At 75.0% G+C, this 17,382-nt stretch carries 14 protein-coding genes; 7 read left to right on the forward strand and 7 right to left on the reverse strand.

The features are described from left to right. Positions 1-13: 13 nt before the first annotated feature. Both pxpA and DMP15_RS16070 read right to left on the reverse strand, forming a co-directional pair. On the reverse strand, positions 14-739 hold the full coding sequence (gene pxpA, locus DMP15_RS16065; RefSeq protein WP_337826111.1) for a 5-oxoprolinase subunit PxpA: 726 nt from the start codon (positions 737-739) through the stop codon (positions 14-16). Positions 740-762: 23 nt separating this feature from the next. Then, positions 763-3,150: a xanthine dehydrogenase family protein molybdopterin-binding subunit gene (locus DMP15_RS16070; RefSeq protein WP_337826112.1), complete on the reverse strand. Its 2,388-nt coding sequence runs from the start codon at positions 3,148-3,150 to the stop codon at positions 763-765. A 122-nt stretch (positions 3,151-3,272) separates the two neighbouring features. On the opposite strand from DMP15_RS16070, the gene DMP15_RS16075 reads away from it, so the two are divergent. Beyond that, positions 3,273-4,775 carry a PucR family transcriptional regulator gene (locus DMP15_RS16075; protein ID WP_337826113.1) on the forward strand — a complete coding sequence of 501 codons (1,503 nt, stop codon included), beginning with the start codon at positions 3,273-3,275 and terminating at the stop codon, positions 4,773-4,775. Positions 4,776-4,794: 19 nt separating this feature from the next. Here the strand turns inward: DMP15_RS16075 and DMP15_RS16080 are convergent, their stop codons facing one another. Beyond that, entirely contained in the window at positions 4,795-5,385 is a 591-nt protein-coding gene (locus DMP15_RS16080; protein ID WP_337826114.1) for a DUF4232 domain-containing protein, read from the reverse strand. Positions 5,386-5,503: 118 nt separating this feature from the next. Here DMP15_RS16080 and DMP15_RS16085 point away from each other — a divergent pair, with 118 nt between their 5' ends. Further along, positions 5,504-6,244 carry a sulfite exporter TauE/SafE family protein gene (locus DMP15_RS16085; protein ID WP_073574879.1) on the forward strand — a complete coding sequence of 247 codons (741 nt, stop codon included), beginning with the start codon at positions 5,504-5,506 and terminating at the stop codon, positions 6,242-6,244. A 46-nt stretch (positions 6,245-6,290) separates the two neighbouring features. Here DMP15_RS16085 and DMP15_RS16090 read toward each other — a convergent pair whose 3' ends face one another. After that, positions 6,291-8,354, reverse strand: a complete 2,064-nt coding sequence (locus DMP15_RS16090; RefSeq protein ID WP_073574880.1) for a serine/threonine protein kinase — start codon at positions 8,352-8,354, stop codon at positions 6,291-6,293. 124 nt (positions 8,355-8,478) lie between these two features. Beyond that, positions 8,479-8,988: a MarR family winged helix-turn-helix transcriptional regulator gene (locus DMP15_RS16095; RefSeq protein ID WP_157818225.1), complete on the reverse strand. Its 510-nt coding sequence runs from the start codon at positions 8,986-8,988 to the stop codon at positions 8,479-8,481. Positions 8,989-9,259: 271 nt separating this feature from the next. On the opposite strand from DMP15_RS16095, the gene asnB reads away from it, so the two are divergent. Continuing rightward, a complete protein-coding gene (gene asnB, locus DMP15_RS16100; protein ID WP_073574882.1) occupies positions 9,260-11,134 on the forward strand; it encodes an asparagine synthase (glutamine-hydrolyzing) in 1,875 nt (624 codons plus the stop codon). A 73-nt stretch (positions 11,135-11,207) separates the two neighbouring features. Beyond that, on the forward strand, positions 11,208-12,038 hold the full coding sequence (locus DMP15_RS16105) for a DUF427 domain-containing protein (RefSeq protein WP_073574883.1): 831 nt from the start codon (positions 11,208-11,210) through the stop codon (positions 12,036-12,038). Between the two features lie 16 nt (positions 12,039-12,054). On the opposite strand, the gene DMP15_RS16110 is transcribed toward DMP15_RS16105, so the two are convergent. Beyond that, positions 12,055-12,546: a MarR family winged helix-turn-helix transcriptional regulator gene (locus DMP15_RS16110; RefSeq protein ID WP_083658280.1), complete on the reverse strand. Its 492-nt coding sequence runs from the start codon at positions 12,544-12,546 to the stop codon at positions 12,055-12,057. Between the two features lie 77 nt (positions 12,547-12,623). On the opposite strand from DMP15_RS16110, the gene DMP15_RS16115 reads away from it, so the two are divergent. After that, positions 12,624-13,739: a M20/M25/M40 family metallo-hydrolase gene (locus DMP15_RS16115; protein ID WP_073574884.1), complete on the forward strand. Its 1,116-nt coding sequence runs from the start codon at positions 12,624-12,626 to the stop codon at positions 13,737-13,739. Here the strand turns inward: DMP15_RS16115 and coaA are convergent. Continuing rightward, on the reverse strand, positions 13,711-14,640 hold the full coding sequence (gene coaA / locus DMP15_RS16120; RefSeq protein WP_073575332.1) for a type I pantothenate kinase: 930 nt from the start codon (positions 14,638-14,640) through the stop codon (positions 13,711-13,713). The two genes, DMP15_RS16115 and coaA, sit on opposite strands and share 29 nt — an antisense overlap. A gap of 313 nt (positions 14,641-14,953) precedes the next feature. Between coaA and DMP15_RS16125 the strand changes: the two genes are divergently transcribed. Both DMP15_RS16125 and DMP15_RS16130 read left to right on the forward strand, forming a co-directional pair. Next, complete coding sequence (locus DMP15_RS16125; protein ID WP_174565866.1) at positions 14,954-16,315, forward strand: hemolysin family protein; 1,362 nt, start codon at positions 14,954-14,956, stop codon at positions 16,313-16,315. After that, positions 16,312-17,373 (forward strand): hemolysin family protein, encoded by a 1,062-nt coding sequence (locus DMP15_RS16130; protein WP_073574885.1) that lies wholly within the window; start codon positions 16,312-16,314, stop codon positions 17,371-17,373. Before DMP15_RS16125 ends, DMP15_RS16130 begins: the two co-directional genes overlap by 4 nt. Positions 17,374-17,382: the final 9 nt, after the last annotated feature.

A 17,382-nucleotide genomic window follows, 5' to 3' on the forward strand; every position in this document is an offset into this window, starting at 1 on the left:
CGGGTACTCCTTCTCAGCTGCTCAGGTGGGGCTTCAGCGCGTCGTGCACGGCACGGGCGAGCTCGACGGCGTTCGGGGTGTCGGAGTGCACGCAGACCGAGTCGGCGCGCACCGTCAGCTCCTTGCCGTTCTCCGAGGTCGCCTTCCCCTCGGTGACCGCGCGCAGGGCGCGATCCGCGGACCGCACCGGGTCGAACGCCTCGTGCTCACGGGTGATGATCAGCGAGCCGTCGTCGCGGTAGTCCAGGTCTGCGTAGTACTCGGCGACGAACCCCGCGGGCCGGTCACCCCAGACCTGCTCGTGCACGGTGCCGACCATGCCGACCAGCGGGGCGCCGAAGACGTCGGCGGCGTCGGCGATCGCGGCGGCGACCTCCGGGTCCCGGGCGGACATGCCGTAGAGCGAGCCGTGCACCTTGACGTGGTTCAGCTCCATGTCGTGCGCGCGCAGGAACCCCGCCAGCGCACCGATCTGGTAGACGACGCCCGCGGTCAGCTCCTCGCGGTCGAGCCTCATCTCGCGGCGGCCGAAGCCCTCCCGGTCGGGCAGCGACGGGTGCGCCCCCACCTTCACCCCGTGCCGCTTGGCCAGCGCCACGGTCCGGGTCATGACCCGGGGGTCGGAGGCGTGGAAGCCGCACGCCACGTTGGCGACGGTCACCCAGGGCATCAGGCCCTCGTCGTCGCCGCAGTGGTAGATCGAGTACGACTCGCCCATGTCACAGTTGATGTCCACCATGTCCGGTCTCCCTCCCGGTGGGTTCAGGCAGTCTGGCCGGACGCGGCGTTGATCGCCCGCCAGACCGCCTGTGGCGTCGCGGGCATGTCCACATGGGTCACACCGAGGTGGGCGACGGCGTCGATCACCGCGTTCACCACGGCGGGCGAGGAGCCGATCGCGCCGGACTCGCCGATCCCCTTGACCCCCATCGGGTTCGTCGGCGACGGCGTGACCAGCTGCTCGAGCTCGAAGTGCGGCAGGTCGGTCGCGGCGGGCACGGCGTAGGACGCCAGGTTGCCCGCCGTCGGGTTGCCGGCCTCGTCGAAGGTGGCGTGCTCGTAGAGGGCCTGCCCGATGCCCTGGGCGATGCCGCCGTGCAGCTGCCCCTCGACGATCGTCGGGTTCACCACGACCCCGCAGTCGTCGACGGCGACGTAGCGGCGGATCCGGGTGAACCCGGTCTCGGTGTCGACCTCGGTGACGCACACGTGCGTCCCGAACGGCCAGGTGAAGTTCGGCGGGTCGAACGCCGAGTCCGCGGTCAGGTTGGGCTCCATGCCCTCGGGCAGGTCGTTCGCCAGCGACGCCGCGCCCGCCACCTCCTGGATGGTCACCGACGGCCCGGCCGTCCCCGCCACCGAGAACCGGCCGCCGGTGAACTCCAGGTCCTTCTCGTCGGCCTCCAGCAGGTGTGCGGCGATCTGCATCGCCTTGTCCAGCACCTTGCCCGCGGCCAGGTGCACCGCGGTGCCGCCGACGGCGAGGCTGCGCGAGCCGTAGGTGTCGCGCCCGAACGGCGCGACGAGGGTGTCGCCGTGCAGGACCTCGACGTCGTCGGGGTGCACACCGAGGCGGTCGGCGACGATCTGCGACCAGGCGGTCTCGTGGCCCTGCCCGTGTGGGGAGGTGCCGGTGACGACCTCGACCTTGCCGCTGGTCGTCATGCGCACGGTGGCCTGCTCCCAGCCGCCGGACTGCAGCCGGACCCCCGCCGCGACCTTCGACGGCGACAGCCCGCCGGACTCGGTGAAGTTGCCGAACCCGATCCCGATCTGCACCGGGTCCGAGGAGGAACGGCGGCGGGCCTGCTCGGCGCGCAGCTCGTCGTAGCCGACCAGCTCCATCGCCCGGCGCATGCAGGTCTCGTAGTCCCCGGAGTCGTACTGCACCCCGGACGGGACCGTGCGCGGCTCGAGGAACGTGGGGTGCAGGTTGCGCAGCCGCACCTCGGCGGCGTCCATGCCGAGCTCGCGGGCCAGGTCGTCCATGATCCGCTCGTGGCCGTAGGCGGCCTCCGACCGGCCGGCGCCGCGGTAGGCGTCGGTCGGGGTGAGGTTGGTGAACACACCCTTCGCGGTGAAGGAGTAGTGCCCGAAGTCGTAGAGCCCGCAGAAGGTGAACGCGCCGAACACGGCGATGCCCGGGGTGAGCAGCTGCAGGTAGGCGCCCATGTCGGCGAGCAGCTCCACCTTCATCCCGAGGATCTTCCCGTCGCGGGTGGCGGCGACGGAGACGTCCTGGATCTGGCCGCGGCCGTGCGTGGTGGCCTGGTGGTGCTCCGAACGGGTCTCGGTCCACTTCACCGGGGTCCGCAACCGGCGGGCGAGGACGAGGGCGAGGAACTCCTCGGCGTAGACGTTCAACTTCGCGCCGAACCCGCCGCCGACGTCCGGGGCGACGACCCGGATCCGGGTGTCCGGGATGCCGGTGACCGCGGCGAGGATGTCACGCACGAAGTGCGGTACCTGGGTGGCGGTGTAGACGGTGAACCCGGCGCCGACCGGGTCCGGCACGCACACCACCGCGCGCGGCTCCATCGGCGAGGGGACGACCCGCTGCTGCAGGTAGCGCCCGGACACGACGACCTCGGCCTCGGCGAAGGCGGTGTCCACGTCGCCGGTGGCCAGCGGCCAGGTGTAGCAGTGGTTGGTGCCCATCTCCTCGTGCACGACCGGGGCGCCGTCGGCGAGGGCGTCGGCCATGTCGACCACGGCGGGCAGCTCGGCGTACTCGACGTCGACGAGGTCGGCGCCGTCGCGGGCGGCCGCGGCGCTGGTGGCGAGGACGACCGCGACACCGTCGCCGACGTGGTTGACCTCGTCGCGGGCGAGCGGGCGGTGGTCGGGGATCCGGATGTCCTCGGTGACCGGCCAGCCGCACGGGATGCCGGCGAGGAACTCGTCGTCGACGTCGGCGGCGGTGAGCACCGCGCGGACCCCCGGGACGGCGGCCGCGGCGGCGGTGTCGACCGCGACGATCCGGGCGTGCGGCAGCGGGCTGCGCACGACGACCATGTGCAGGGTGCCGGGCGGGGCGATGTCGTCGGTCCAGGTGGCCCGGCCGGTGAGCAGCGCCTGGTCCTCCTTGCGCTGCATGCGGGTTCCCACCCACGGTGCCGCAGCGGTACCGGTCTCCTGCGTGGCGGTCACAACGCTCCTTCTGACGACGACTGCGGTCCGTGCCGGACAGCGTGATCCGGAACACGCCGGCGCGGTAGTGTCCGCACTGTCCAGTTCGATGTCCGGTACACGCCGATCCGGCAGGGGGCCAGATGGCGCTGACGCTGCGCACGCTGTGTGCGAGCCGCAGTCTCGGACTGCGGCTCGCGTGTCCGTCCGCGGATCAGGATCGACCGCTCACGTGGGTGCATTCGAGCGAACTGTCCGATCCGACGCCCTATCTCGACGGCGACGAACTGCTGCTGACCACCGGGCTCGGACCGGCGCCCGACCCGGCCGGCTACGTGGACCGGCTCGTCGCGCACGGCCTCGCCGGGCTCGGGTTCGGCTGCGGTCTGGGACACGACGACCTGCTCCCCGCGCTGCGCGAGGCGTGCGCGCGGGCCGGGCTGGCGCTGCTGGAGATCCCCGAGCGCACCCCGTTCCTGGCGCTGACCAAGGCCGTCGCCGAGGCCCGCGCCGCCGACCGCTACGCCGAGGTCGTCCGCACCGACGAGGCGCAGCGGGCGCTCACCGCCGCCGCCCTGGGCGAGGACGACCCCGACACCGGCACTGCCCGGGTGCTGGACCGGCTCACCGACCGCCTCGGCGCCTGGGCGCTGATCTCCGGGGCCGACGGCCGGGTCCGCCGGTCCGCGCCCGCCGGGGCGGCCCGGCGCGCGGTCCTGCTCCGCGCCGAGATCGACCGGGTGCGGGACCACCCCGGGCCGTCCAGCGTCACCGTCGCCGTCGGGGACGGGCAGGTCGTGCTGCAGCCGGTGCGCCTGATCGGGCCCGCGGTGCTCGTCGTCGGGCGGGACCGGCGCTTCACCCCGGTCGACCGGCAGCTCATCGGGTCCGCGGTGTCGGTGCTGACCCTGGCCCACGCGCGCAGCGCCGCGGCCGGGCGGGCCGAGCGCCGGGTGCGGACCGCGGTGCTGCGGGCGCTGGCCTCGCTGCCGGGATGCGGCGCCGAGGACGTGCTCGCCGAGACCTGGGGCCCGCTGCCCGGCGGGGACCTGGTCGCGGTCGCGCTCGGCGGGCGGGCCACCGGTGCGCCGCCGCACGTCCTGCTCGACGCCCTGGAACGGGCCCCCGGGGTCGCCTTCCACGCCGAGCTCGACGGGCAGGTGGCCGCACTCGTCGGCGCCGGCTCGGTGCCCGCGGTGCTGGAGGCCGCCGGACAGGTGCGCGGGGTGCGGGCCGGGGTGTCGACGCCGGCCCCGGTCGGTGAGCTGGGCCGCGCACTGCGCGAGGCGGGCCGGGCGCTCGACGCCGCCGAACGCCGCGACCGGACGGTGCTGCGCTTCGCCGACCTCGCGGGCAGCGGGCTCGCCTCGCTGGTGCGCCCCGAGGACGCCACCGCCTTCGCCGACGCCGTGCTGGCCCCGCTCGTCCGCCACGACACCGAGCGGCGCGGCGACCTGGTCGCCTCCCTGCGGGAGTGGCTGGCCCACCACGGGCAGTGGGACCCGGCCGCGTCCCGGCTCGGGGTGCACCGCCACACCCTGCGGGCCCGCATCACCCGGGCCGCCGCGCTGCTGGAGCGCGACCTCGACTCCCCCGGCGTCCGCGCCGAGCTGTGGTTCGCCCTGCACACCACCGACCCCGCCTGACCGGGCTCCCCGCCGATCCCTACCGGGCGGCGACCGACCCCACCGTGGCCTGCGGCGGCGCCGGGTCGGCGGAGCACACCGGGCCGGGGCGCGGCACGAACGTCCCGCCGCTGCCCCCGGGCGGGGCGACCCGCAGCCCGCGCGCCTGCTCCGGGACGCAGTCCGCCTCCGGGTACGACGTGGTCGCCCGAACCCGCAGGGGCGCCGTCGCCGCGGCCCCCGGCGCCAGCCGCACCCGCGCCCGGGGCCCGTCGATCGCGGCCCGCGGCCCGACGCGGGTCCCCTCGTTGCCCGCCACGAACGCGACCCCGGGATAGCCGTCGAGCATGCAGGGGGCGCTGCCGGTGTTGCGGAACACCAGGTCGGCGACGGCGGCCGGCCCGTCGGTGCGTGGTGCGGTGGCGGACACGTCGAGGGTGTCGCCGGTGCACGGACCGGCCGGGCCGCCGTCGTCGGCCGGGGCGGACGGGGTGGTCGCCGGGGGCGGGGTCGTCGCGGCCGTGAGGGCCGGGACGGGCGGGCGGGGGGCAGCGACGTCGGGGCCCGCGTTGCCGCAGCCCGCGAGCAGGAGCAGCAGGGCGGCACCCACCCCGGCCTCGCGCGGCCCCACCACCGTGACCCCCGTTCCGACGCAGTTCGCTGCGCCGATCGGCGCCATTGTGACGTGGTCGTGCCCCTCACCGGGCGGCGGGTAGGGTCCTGTGCATCGACAACGAGATGCACCGTCCGTGACCCCGTGGCAGCTGCTCACGCTGTTCGGTGCCGGCATCGCGGCCGGCCTTATCGGCGCCGTCGCCGGCCTCGCGTCGTTGTTCTCCTACCCCGCGCTGCTGGCCGTCGGGCTCCCCGCGACGACGGCGAACATCACCAACACCGTCTGCATGCTGTTCCAGGGGGCGGGCGCGGTCGCCGGGTCCCGCCCGGAGCTGCGCGGCGCCGGGCCGCAGCTGCGCCGCTGGATCGGCCCGGCGCTGCTCGGCGGCGCGGCCGGGGCCGGGCTGCTGCTGCTCACCCCGGCCGGTGGCTTCGAGCGGATCGTACCGTTCCTCGTCGCGGTCGCGGCACTGCTGCTCCTGCGCCCGCCCCGGCCCGCGGCCGAACCGCGACCGCCCGGGCCGGGCGTCGCGGTGGGGGTGTTCGGCGTCGCCGTCTACGCCGGGTACTTCGGCGCCGCGGCCGGGGTGATGATGCTGGCGCTCACGCTGTCGCTGCCGGGCGCGACCCTGCTGCGGGCCAACGCGCTGAAGAACGTGCTGACCTGGGCGGCGAACGCCGTCGCCGCGGTCGGCTTCGCGGTCCTCGGCGACGTCGCGTGGGCCGCGGTGCCCGCACTGGCCCTGGGCCTGCTCATCGGCGGCCGGCTCGGCCCGGTCGTGGCCCGGCGTCTCCCGGCTCGCCTGGTCCGGATCGGCATCGCGGTCGCGGGCCTCGGCCTGGCCCTGCGGCTGTTCGTCCAGGCCTGGCTCTGAGCGGTCCGCCCACGGCCCTGCGCAGCGCCGTGGGCGGACCGGGCCCTCAGCCCCGGCGGTACTCCAGCATCGCGGTGACCGGGCCGTCGGCGCGGTGCCCGTGGCGGCGCAGCCAGCCGTCGAGCTTGCCCTGCACCGTGGGCAGGTCCGGGCGCCGGTGCGGCTCGGTGCGCATCGCCTGCTTGAGCAGCGCCAGGTGCGCGGTCCGGCTCGGCAGGTGGGTCAGCTTCGCCCCCGCCGCGGCCGCCCGCAGCCCGGCGACGGCGTCGGCGGACTCCCCGCGCGGCGGGTGCCCGCTCAGCGCGAACGACACCGCCGCCGCGAGCTGCCAGGCGTCGGAGGCGGGCGAGGCGGGCTTCCCGGCCGCGGCCTCCGGCGCCAGGTAGTCCGGCGTGCCCAGGACGTAGCCGGTCTGGGTCAGCGTGGAGTCGCCCTGCTTGCGCGCGATCCCGAAGTCGATCAGGTGCGGGTGCCCCTGCGGGTCGACGACGATGTTGCCCGGCTTGATGTCGCGGTGCAGCACCCCGGCACGGTGCGCGGTGTGCAGGGCCCCGGCGATGCCGGTCCAGATGCGGGCCGCGGAGATGTCGTCCACCGGGCCCTGCTCGCCGACGAGCTGGCCCAGGGACATGCCGTCGACGTACTGCATGACGATGACCAGCCCGTCCATGCCCTGCAGGCCCGGGTCGGACGAGGCGTGCAGCAGGTCGTGGATCTGCACGCAGCAGGGGTGGCGCAGCGCGCCGAGCGCGGCGGCCTCCCGGCGGATGCGCTCCTCGGTCTCCGGGTCCGCGGCGTGCGCGGACTTGACCGCCACGGTGTGGCCGAGCTTGGCGTCGTGGGCCAGCCAGACCCCACCGAAACCACCGGCACCGAGGCGGCGCATCAGCCGGAACCGGGGCGCCCGCGGCGGACCGCCCGCCACGGGTGCGACGAGCGTGGGCCGGCGCGGCGGCCCCGCCGGGGGCCGTCCCGCACCGGAGACCGGGCCGCGGGCCGCTCCCGGCACCGGGCCGCGCAGCGGACCCGCGGCGGGGTGTGCCGCCGGGCCCGTGAACGGCGGCGGTCCGGCGGGCGGGCGCCCGGCCGGGCCGGGGGCGTACCCGGCGGGCGGCAGCGCGCCGTACCCGGACGGCGGGCGGGGCGCGGCGGCGAACCCGGCGTAGGGCGCGGACTGCTCGACCGAGGACGGCCCGCGGGCGCCGTTGGTCCCGGCGGTGCCCGGGGTCTCGCGGGCGGAGAAGCGCTGGGCGAGGCGCTCGGCGACGCTGGGCGTCGCGGCGGCGCCGGACTGCGGGGCGAGCCCGTCGCCGCCACCGCGCCCGGCCCGCGACGACCCGGTGCCGGTGCGTCCCGCGGCGGGCGGCTCGGCGCGGCGCGGCGGCGCGTCGCGCCCGGCGCGGATCCGCTCGACCGTCGCCCGCGACGGTGCGGGGAACAGCGGGACGATCAGCACCCCGGCCAGGCTCGCGGCGAGGATGCCGACCCACAGGTGCTCGGCGGTGCCCGCGGGGACCCCGCCGGTCAGCACGATCAGCGCGAAGAGCGGGAGCCAGAAGAACTTGGCGGGCCAGCGGGGCCCGCGACGCAGCGCGGTGCGCGCCTGGACCGCGACGAGCACGGTCGCGAGCAGCGGCACGACGCCGAGCAGGGCGACGGAGGTGACCGAGGTGACGACGTCCCCGCCGATGGACCCGGCCACGGTGCCGCGGCCCAGGTAGCTGCTCTGGGTCCCGACGACGCTGCAGGTCTCGACCCGGATCGACGACGTGGCCGACGGGCTCAGCCCGGGGACGGCCGGCACGCCGGCGGTGGCACGGCTGAACACCCCGCCCGCCCCGACGAACACCGCCAGCGGGAGCAGGCCCGCCGACAGCACACCGATCCCGGCCAGCAGCACGGACTCGGCCGAGCCGTAGCCCGACGAGGACCCGGAGCCGATCCCCCGGCGCAGCAGCGCGACCAGCGCCGCACCCGCGGTGGGCAGCAGCCCCGTCAGCGCGCCGAGCGCGGTGACCGACCAGGCCCAGTCCCCCGGGCACACGTCCGGCACACCGAGCCCACGGATGCCCTGCAGAACCCCGGCGACGAGCGCCACCAGCGCGTCCACGCCCGTCCTCACCCCCGAACTCGCTCCGGGTGCGGCCACCCGGACTGCCCACTATCGCATCACCCGGGTGGGGCCCGGCGGAGCAGCGGGTGCACGGGGGCGCGCGCGGTCAGGTGCAGCGGGGTCAGCGCACGAAGAGGTCCAGGTCGGTGTTGAACCGGTCGAGCAGCTCGGCCAGGGAGTCGCGGTCGTGGGTCGGCCAGTGCGCGATGACCTCGCGCAGCGGCGCCAGGCGGGCCTCGCGGACCTGCTCCCGGGCGGCGAGGCCGGCCGGGGTCAGGGTGACGCTGACCGAGCGGGGGTCGCGCTCGTGCGGGGACACGTCGACCAGGCCGGCCCGCGACAGGCGCGAGACCTGGCGGCTGGCGGTGGGCTTGGAGACGCCCAGCTTGCCGGTCAGCGCGGTGAGCGAGAGGGCGCCCTCGTCGTCGAGCAGCATGAGGACCGGGTAGGTGTAGCGGTCCACGGCGTCGTTCGCGCCGTAGCCGTGGGACCACACCGACTCCATGGTGCGGCGGACCAGCAGCGTGATCTGCTTCTCCAGCGAGTGCAGCGGGTCCTGGGTCGCCGTGGCGAGACCGCCGGTCGCCACGGTTGCGTCGTCGTCAATCGGGCCAATCGGACGTTCCGTCATGTTTCGCATGCTACACACGTTGCGGACTGCAACATTGACGATCGCAATCACGTAAGCGGATCGAAAGGTTCGTGCGCCTTCACGCAATGATGCTGCGCCGAACGGGTGTGATCAGCGACGCCCGTCGTCGAAAGCGCTGGACGAACCGCCCATCACCGGACGGAGCGGCCACGTCGTGTTACCCACGTGTTGCGGCTCGCAATCATTAGCGTTGCAATCGATCTTACCGGGCGGCGCGGCCCGGGCCACGAGATCGAGGAGGCGCTCAACCGTGTGCGGAATCTGCGGCTGGATCGACTACCGACACGACCTGGGGGCGGACGAGCACGCCCGCACCCTCGCGGCGATGAACGAGACGATGTCCTGCCGCGGACCGGACCAGCAGGGCGTGTGGGCCCAGGGTCCCGCGGCGCTGTGCCACCGCAGGCTCGCGGTCATCGACATCGAGGGCGGCCGCCAGCCGATGACCCTCGACGAGGGCGGGGCCCCCGCCCTGCACATGGTCTACTCCGGCGAGACCTACAACTTCCGCGAGCTGCGCGAGCAGCTCGCCGCCGCCGGGCACCGGTTCCGGACCTCCAGCGACACCGAGGTCGTGCTGCGGGCGCACCGCGAGTGGGGTGCGAAGGACCCACGGGACGTCGCCCGCCGGCTCAACGGCATGTTCGCCTACGCCCTGTGGGATTCCGGCACGAACGAGCTGGTGCTGGTGCGTGACCGCCTGGGCATCAAGCCGCTGTACTACTACCCCACCCCGCACGGGGTGCTGTTCGGCTCCGAGCCCAAGGCGATCCTGGCCAACCCCGAGGCCGAGCGGGTCGTCGACGCCGAGGGCCTGCGCCGGGCGCTGGCGTTCGTCTCCGACATGTCCAACGCGGTGTTCCGCGGCATGCGCGAGGTCGCGCCCGGCTGCGTCGTGCGGGTCTCGCGGGACGGCGGCGTCCGCGAGGAGCGCTACTGGCAGCTCACCGACACCGGGCACACCGACGATGTCGACACCACCGTGCACCACGTCCGCGAGCTGCTCGAGGACACCGCGCTGCGCCAGCTCTACGCCGACGTCCCGCTGTGCACGCTGCTCTCGGGCGGGCTGGACTCCTCGGCGCTCACCGCGCTGGCCGCGAAGCACGTCGACGGCACCGTGCGGTCCTTCGCGGTGGACTTCGTCGGCTACGCCGACAACTTCGTCGCCGACGACGCCCGCGGCACCCCCGACTCCCCCTACGTGCACGAGGTCGCCGAGTACGTCGGGACCTCGCACCGCGACATCGTGCTCCGCACCGAGGACATGATGGACCCGGCCGTGCGCCGGGCCACGGTGCACGCGCGCGACCTGCCCGCCGGCATCGGCGACATGGACTCGTCGCTGTACCTGCTGTTCTCCGCGATCCGCACGGAGTCCACGGTCGCGCTGTCCGGGGAGTCCGCCGACGAGGTGTTCGGCGGCTACCGCGACTTCCACGACCCGGAGACCGTCGCCGCGGACACCTTCCCCTGGCTGGCCGGGCGGATGATGAACGCCGACCAGTCCGACCCCGGGCTGTTCGACCGGGCCCTGTGGGACAAGCTCGACGTCCCCGGCTACCTCGACGACCAGTACCGGGCCGCGCTCGCCGAGGTGCCGGAGCTGACCGGCCCGGCCGCCGACGACCCGCACGAGCGCCGGATGCGCGAGATCTGCTACCTCTACCTGACCCGCTGGCTGCCGGTGCTGCTGGACCGCAAGGACCGGATGAGCATGGCCGTCGGGCTCGAGGTGCGGGTCCCGTTCTGCGACCACCGCCTCGTCGAGTACGTCTTCGGCACACCGTGGGCGCACAAGACCTTCGACGGGCGCGAGAAGTCGCTGCTGCGCCACGCCACCTCCGATCTGCTGCCCGAGTCGGTGGTCCAGCGGGTCAAGAGCCCCTACCCCTCCACCCAGGACGACTCCTACGAGAAGTCGCTGCGCGACCAGGTCGCCGAGATCGTCGGGCAGGGCGACGACGCGCCCGTCGCGCCGCTGGTGGACCGGGCGGCGGTGCGGCGCCGGCTCGACGAGGGCGGTGGGCACGAGGCCAACTCGATGGGCCGCCGGATGCAGCTGGAGCGCATCATCGACCTGAACACCTGGATCGGCGACTACGACGTGCAGCTCTCGCTGTAGCCCCGTGGCAGGTTCGCCCCGTGGGTGGTTGTGTGGGTACCGACCCGCACGACCACCCACGAGGTGAGGCCACATGGGACTGACCCGCACCGACGGCCCGCTGTCGCCGTACGCGCCGACCACGGTGAACTACGCGATCGACGGCCCGCCGCACAAGCTGCTCATGCATCCGTTCCCGAGGCGGGTGCGGGCGGAGTTCGCCGGGCGCACCGTGCTCGACACCCGCGGTGGGTTCCTCGTCCACGAGTCGAACCTGCTGCCCGTGCTCTACGTCCCCGAGACCGACCTCGACCAGGACGTGCTGGTCGCCACCGGCCACACCACGCACTGCCCGTTCAAGGGCGACGCGTCCTACCGGTCGCTCGTCGTGGGCGACCGGACCGCCGAGAACGCCGTCTGGCACTACCCCGAGCCCGTCGCGGCCGCATCCTGGCTGCGCGGGCTCGCCGCGGTGTACTGGAACGCCGCCGACGCCTGGTACGACGAGGACGAGCAGGTCTTCGCCCACCTCACCGACCCCTACACCCGGGTCGACGTGCGCCCGACCCACCGCGAGGTCGTGGTCACCCACGTCGCGACCGACGGCGTCGAGACGGTGCTGGCCCGCTCGGAGCACCCGTGGGTGCTGTCGGAGACCGGGCTGCCGAACCGCTGGTACCTGCCCGCCGCCGACGTCGCCGTCCCGACCACGCCGAGCGGGCTGCGCACCCGCTGCCCCTACAAGGGCGAGGCGCACTACGAGCACGCCGACCTGCCCGGCGGGACCCGGCTGGCCGAGGTGTTCTGGCACTACCCCGACCCGCTGCCGGAGTCGGCGCGGGTCGCGGGACTGCGGTCCGTCGCGGGCGGCAGCCGGGACGACGGCTCCCGGGTCGTGGTCACCGTCGACGGCGCCGAGGCCTGAGGGGACCCGGCAGCGCTCAGTCGTCGTCGGCGACGATCAGGGCCTCGATCGCGGGCAGCGCGGCCTCCAGCGCGGCGCGCTGGGCGGCGTCGAGCCGGTCGAGCCGGCGGGCGACCAGCGCGGTGCGCTGGCTACGGACCTCGCGCAGCCGGTCGAGTCCGTCGGCGGAGATCGAGATGAGCACGCCACGGGCGTCGCCCGGGTCCGCCGCCCGCTCGACCATGCCCTGGTCGTCCAGCGCGGACAGCACCCGGGACATCGTCGGTGCGGTCACTCCCTCCCGGCGGGCCAGCTCCGACAGGCGCAGCGGGCCGTGCTGCTCGACGGTGACCAGGGTCGACAGCTGCAACGGCGGCAGCGACTCGGAGCCGTCGATGCGGATCCGGCGGTTCAGCCGGCCCACGGCCAGCCGCAGCCGGGATGCCACCTCGTCGTCGCTCGTCTCGAAGCGGCTCGACACCACGGTGCCGCCGGAGCCGCCGGACTCGCTGCCCGATCCCTCACCCATCGCCCCATTCTGCCAAAGAAGTGATGAGCAATGGCATCGGCCCTCGGAGGCGGCGGGGTCGTGGAAGGGTCGCGGAGATGGAGACCCCCGACCCCGTCGCACTCGCCGGCTCGCTGATCACCCTCGACACCCGCGGCGGCGGGGAGCGCGCGGCCGCCGACCTGCTCGCCGGCCTGCTCGACGACGGCGGCTTCACCGTGCGGACCGAGCCCGACCCGGCCGATCCGGCGCGGGCGAACCTGGTGGCGCGCCGCGGCGACGGCCGCCCGCCGGTGACCCTCACCGGGCACCTCGACACCGTCCCCGCCGACCCGGCGGGCTGGTCGTTCGACCCGCACGCCGGTGACGTCGTCGACGGGCGGCTGCGTGGGCGCGGCAGCACCGACATGAAAGCCGGGGTCGCGGCGCTCGTCGTCGCGGCGCTGCGCAGCGACCCGGCCACCCCGCTGCAGCTGGTGTTCACCTTCGGCGAGGAGACCGGCGGCGACGGCGCCCGCCTGCTCACCGGCCTGGAGCCGTCACCGCTGCTGGTGGTGGCCGAGCCGACCGCCAACCGGGTGCTGCACGGCCACAAGGGCGTGCTGTGGCTGCGGCTGGTGCAGCACGGGGTCGGCGCCCACGGGTCGCGCCCCGAGCTGGGCGACAACGCACTCGTCGCGCTCGGCCGGGTCGCGGCGGCGCTGCACGACCACACCTGGCCCGTCAGCGCGACGCACGGCGCCGCCACGGCCAACCCCGGGACGCTGCACGCCGGGCTGCAGCCCAACCTGGTGCCCGACCGCGCCGAGCTGGAGGTCGACCTGCGCCTGGTCCCCGGCCTCGACGCCGCCACCGCCCGCGACGAGGTGGCCGGGATCGCGCGCGCCGCGCTGGCCGCCACCTCCCACCGCGGCGTCCCGGACGTCGAGGTCCGCCTGGACCTGCCCGCCGTCGGGACCGACCCGGCCGACCCGCGGGCGGCCGCGGCCGCGACGGCGCTCGGGTACGGCGGGCCGGCGGCGTTCGCGTCCTACTTCACCGACGCGTCGGTGCTCGTCCCGGCGCTCGGGGACCCGGCGGTGCTGGTGTACGGGCCCGGCGACCCCGAGCTGGCGCACGTCACCGACGAGACCTGCTCCGCGGCCCGGGTCGGCGAGGCCGCCGACGCCCTGGTCCCGGCGCTGGTCAGAGCTTGCGCAGCCGCACCCGCGTGACGTCGTGGTTCGGCCCCTTGGTCAGCACCGCGCTGGCCCGTGAGCGGGTGGGCAGCACGTTCTGCTCCAGGTTGGGCTGGTTGATCGTCGCCCAGATGTGCTCGGCCCGGGCGACGGCCGCGTCGTGGTCCAGCTCGGCGTAGCGGCGGAAGAACGACTGCGGGTCCCGGAACGCGGTCTCGCGCAGGCGCAGGAACCGCTCCACGTACCAGCGGCGGACGTCGGCGGTGGCGGCGTCGACGTAGACCGAGAAGTCGATGAAGTCCGACACGGTCAGCGCGCCCGCGACCGCGGGCTGGAGCACGTTGAGGCCCTCGACGATGAGGATGTCGGGGCTGCGGACCACGAGCTGCTCGTCGGGCACGATGTCGTAGACCAGGTGCGAGTAGACCGGGGCGGTCACCTCGGGGCGGCCCCCCTTGATCTCGGAGACGAACCGCAGCAGCTTGCGGCGGTCGTAGGACTCCGGGAAGCCCTTGCGCTCCATCAGCCCGCGGGCCTGCAGCTCGGCGTTGGGGTAGAGGAACCCGTCGGTGGTGACCAGCTGCACGTCGGGGTGCTCCGGGGAGCGGGCCAGCAGCAGGCGCAGCAGCCGCGCGGTGGTCGACTTGCCGACCGCGACCGAGCCCGCGATCCCGATCACGAACGGGGTGCGGGCCCCGCCCGAGCCGAGGAAGCGCCGGTAGGCCCGGTAGAGCCGCCCGCCCTCCTCGACGTGCAGGTTGAGCAGCCGCGACAGCGGCAGGTAGACCTCGCGGACCTCGTCGAGGTCGACGAAGTCGCCGTAGCTGCGCAGCTGCTCGAGTTCCTGGGCCGACAGCGGCACCGTGGTCGAGGACGCGAGCTGCGCCCAGGAGCGGCGGTCGAAGTCCACGAACGGTGAGGCGCTGCCCCGGGCCAGCCCGGAGCTGCGCCGGCCGCCGTACTGCGCGACCCCCGCGGCCGCGGGGGTCGCGCGCTCCGACGGGGGCGTCGGCTGCGGGGCGCTCACCGCTGCGCCGCGGTCGGGGCCCCGGCCACCGGCCCCCGGCGGCCGTCCGGGGGACCCGGTGGCGCGGGGAGCGGTGCGGAGGGCGACGTCGCCGTGGTCATGGCTGACCAACCTAGACCCCGGTCGCGGCCCGGATCACCGTCGGGACGCCGTGAGATCACTCGCAGCTCCCGTCGGGCGGGCCGGGCGCGGCCGCCGTATCGTCGTGCACCGTTTCTCCCTGATGGAGGCCCTGAGCTCCGTGTCCGTCCTGCTCTCCTGTCTCGGGCTGCTCGCGGTCGTCGCGCTCACCCTGGGAACCGCCGTCTCCGTCGCCTCGGAGTTCTCCCTCACCGCGCTCGAGCGCAGCCGCATCGACGCCGCCGTGGCCCGCAGCGACGACCGGCGGACCCGCTCGGTGCAGCGGGCGCACGCCGGACTGTCGTTCCAGCTGTCGGGCTGCCAGCTCGGCATCACCGCCACCACCCTGGCCACCGGCTACATCGCCGAGCCCGCCGTCGCCGAGCTGATCCGGCCGGTGCTGGAGGCCGTCGGGCTGCCCGCCGGGATCGCCTCGGGCACTGCCACCGTGCTGTCGCTGGTCCTGGCGACGGTGCTGTCGATGGTGTTCGGCGAGCTGGTCCCGAAGAACCTCGCGATCGCCCACCCGATGGAGGTGGCGCGCTCGGTGGTGTGGCTGCAGGCCGGGTTCGCCGCGGCGTTCCGCTGGCTCATCACCGGCCTGAACACCGCGGCCAACGCCATCGTGCGCCGCTTCGGGATCGAGCCCGCCGAGGAGCTGCGCTCGGCCCGCTCCCCCGGCGAGCTGAGCTCGCTGGTCCGGGCCAGCGCCGAGAGCGGCAGCATCGACCCGGGCACAGCGGTGCTGCTGGAGCGCTCGCTGCGCTTCACCGACCGCGTCGCCGAGGACCTGATGACCCCGCGCGTGCGGGTGGAGACCATCGACGCCACCGACACCGTGACCGACCTGGTGGCGCTGGCCCGCCGGTCCGGGTTCTCCCGGTTCCCGGTCGTGGACGGCGACCCGGACGTCCCGCTGGGGCTGGTGCACGTCAAGCAGGCGTTCTCGGTCCCGCCGGCCCGCCGCGCCGAGACCGCCGTGCGGGACCTGGCCCGGCCGGTCGAGACCGTGCCGTCGTCGCTGGACGGTGACGAGCTCATGACCCGGCTGCGGGCGGCCGGGCTGCAGACCGCCGTCGTCGTCGACGAGTACGGCGGCACCGCGGGCCTGGTGACCATGGAGGACCTGGTGGAGGAGATCGTCGGCGACGTCCGCGACGAGCACGACCGCGGCGAGCAGAACCGGGTGCGCCGCCTCGGCGACGGGGTCTGGGCACTGTCCGGGCTGATGCGCGACGACGAGGTCGACGAGGCCACCGGCTTCCGGATGCCGCACGGGGAGTACGAGACCCTCGCCGGGCTGGTCGTGGCCCGCCTCGGCCGGATCCCCGACGTCGGGGACACCGTCGTGGTCGACGGGTGGACCCTCGAGGTCCTGCGCCGCGACCGCAACCGGGTCGCCGAGGTCCGCGTCACCCGCGGCGCCGACGAGCGCACGGCCGCGTCCGGGGCGGTGCCGGCGTGAACGACCTGCTCGCACTGCTCGCCGCCGTCGCCCTGCTCGGGGTGAACGCGTTCTTCGTCGCCGCGGAGTTCGCGCTGATCTCGGCCCGCAAGGACCGCCTGGAGGCCATGGCCGACGACGGGTCCGCCGGGGCGCGGCGGGTGCTCGACGCCTCGCACGACCTGTCCCGGATGCTCGCGGCCTCCCAGCTGGGCATCACCATCGCCTCGCTGCTGCTCGGCCGGCTCGGCGAGCCCGCCGTCGCGCACCTCATCGACGGGCCGCTCGCCGCCGTCGGGGTGCCGGAGGCGTTCGCCTACCCGGTCGCGTTCGCGGTGTCGCTGATGATCGTGGTCGTCGCGCACATGATGCTCGGCGAGATGGTGCCGAAGAACATCTCGATCGCGGGCCCCGAACGCGCGGCGATCCTGCTGGTCCCGCCGTTCCTGGTGTGGACCCGGGTCACCCGCCCGTTCATCGACCTGTTCAACGCGATGGCCAACGGCACCCTGCGCCTGGTCGGGGTGACCCCGCGCGACGAGCTGGAGACCGCGTTCACCACCGGTGAGCTCGCCGAGATGCTGGGCGACTCGCGCCGGGAGGGCCTGCTCGACGACTCCGAGAGCTCCCGGATCGAGCGGACCCTGTCCTCCGCGGAGGCGACCGTCTCCGACGTCGTCGTCGCGCTGGAGGACCTGGTCTGCCTCGACGCGGGCCCCGGCGGGTCGACGACGGTCTCCGCGCTCACCGAGGCCGTGGAGCGGACCGGGTACTCCCGCTTCCCGATCCGCGGCGCCCAGGGCAGGCTCACCGGGTACCTGCACGTCAAGGACGTGCTGGACCTCGCCGACTCCGAGTCGGCGACGATCCCGCCGCAGCGGGTCCGCAGCCTGCCCTCGGTCCCGGCCTCGGCCCGCCTGGACGAGGCGCTGGCGACGCTGCGGGCGGCCCGGGCACACCTGGCCCGCGCCGTCGACGAGCGCGACACCACCGTCGGCGTGGTCACCATGGAGGACCTCACCGAGGCGTTCGTCGGCAGCGTCCGCGACGCCACCCACGCCCCCGGCACCCCGGCCTGACCCGGGCGG

The organism is Pseudonocardia sp. UM4_GMWB1, assembly GCF_017312155.1.
In the GTDB taxonomy this organism is placed as follows: domain Bacteria; phylum Actinomycetota; class Actinomycetes; order Mycobacteriales; family Pseudonocardiaceae; genus Pseudonocardia; species Pseudonocardia alni.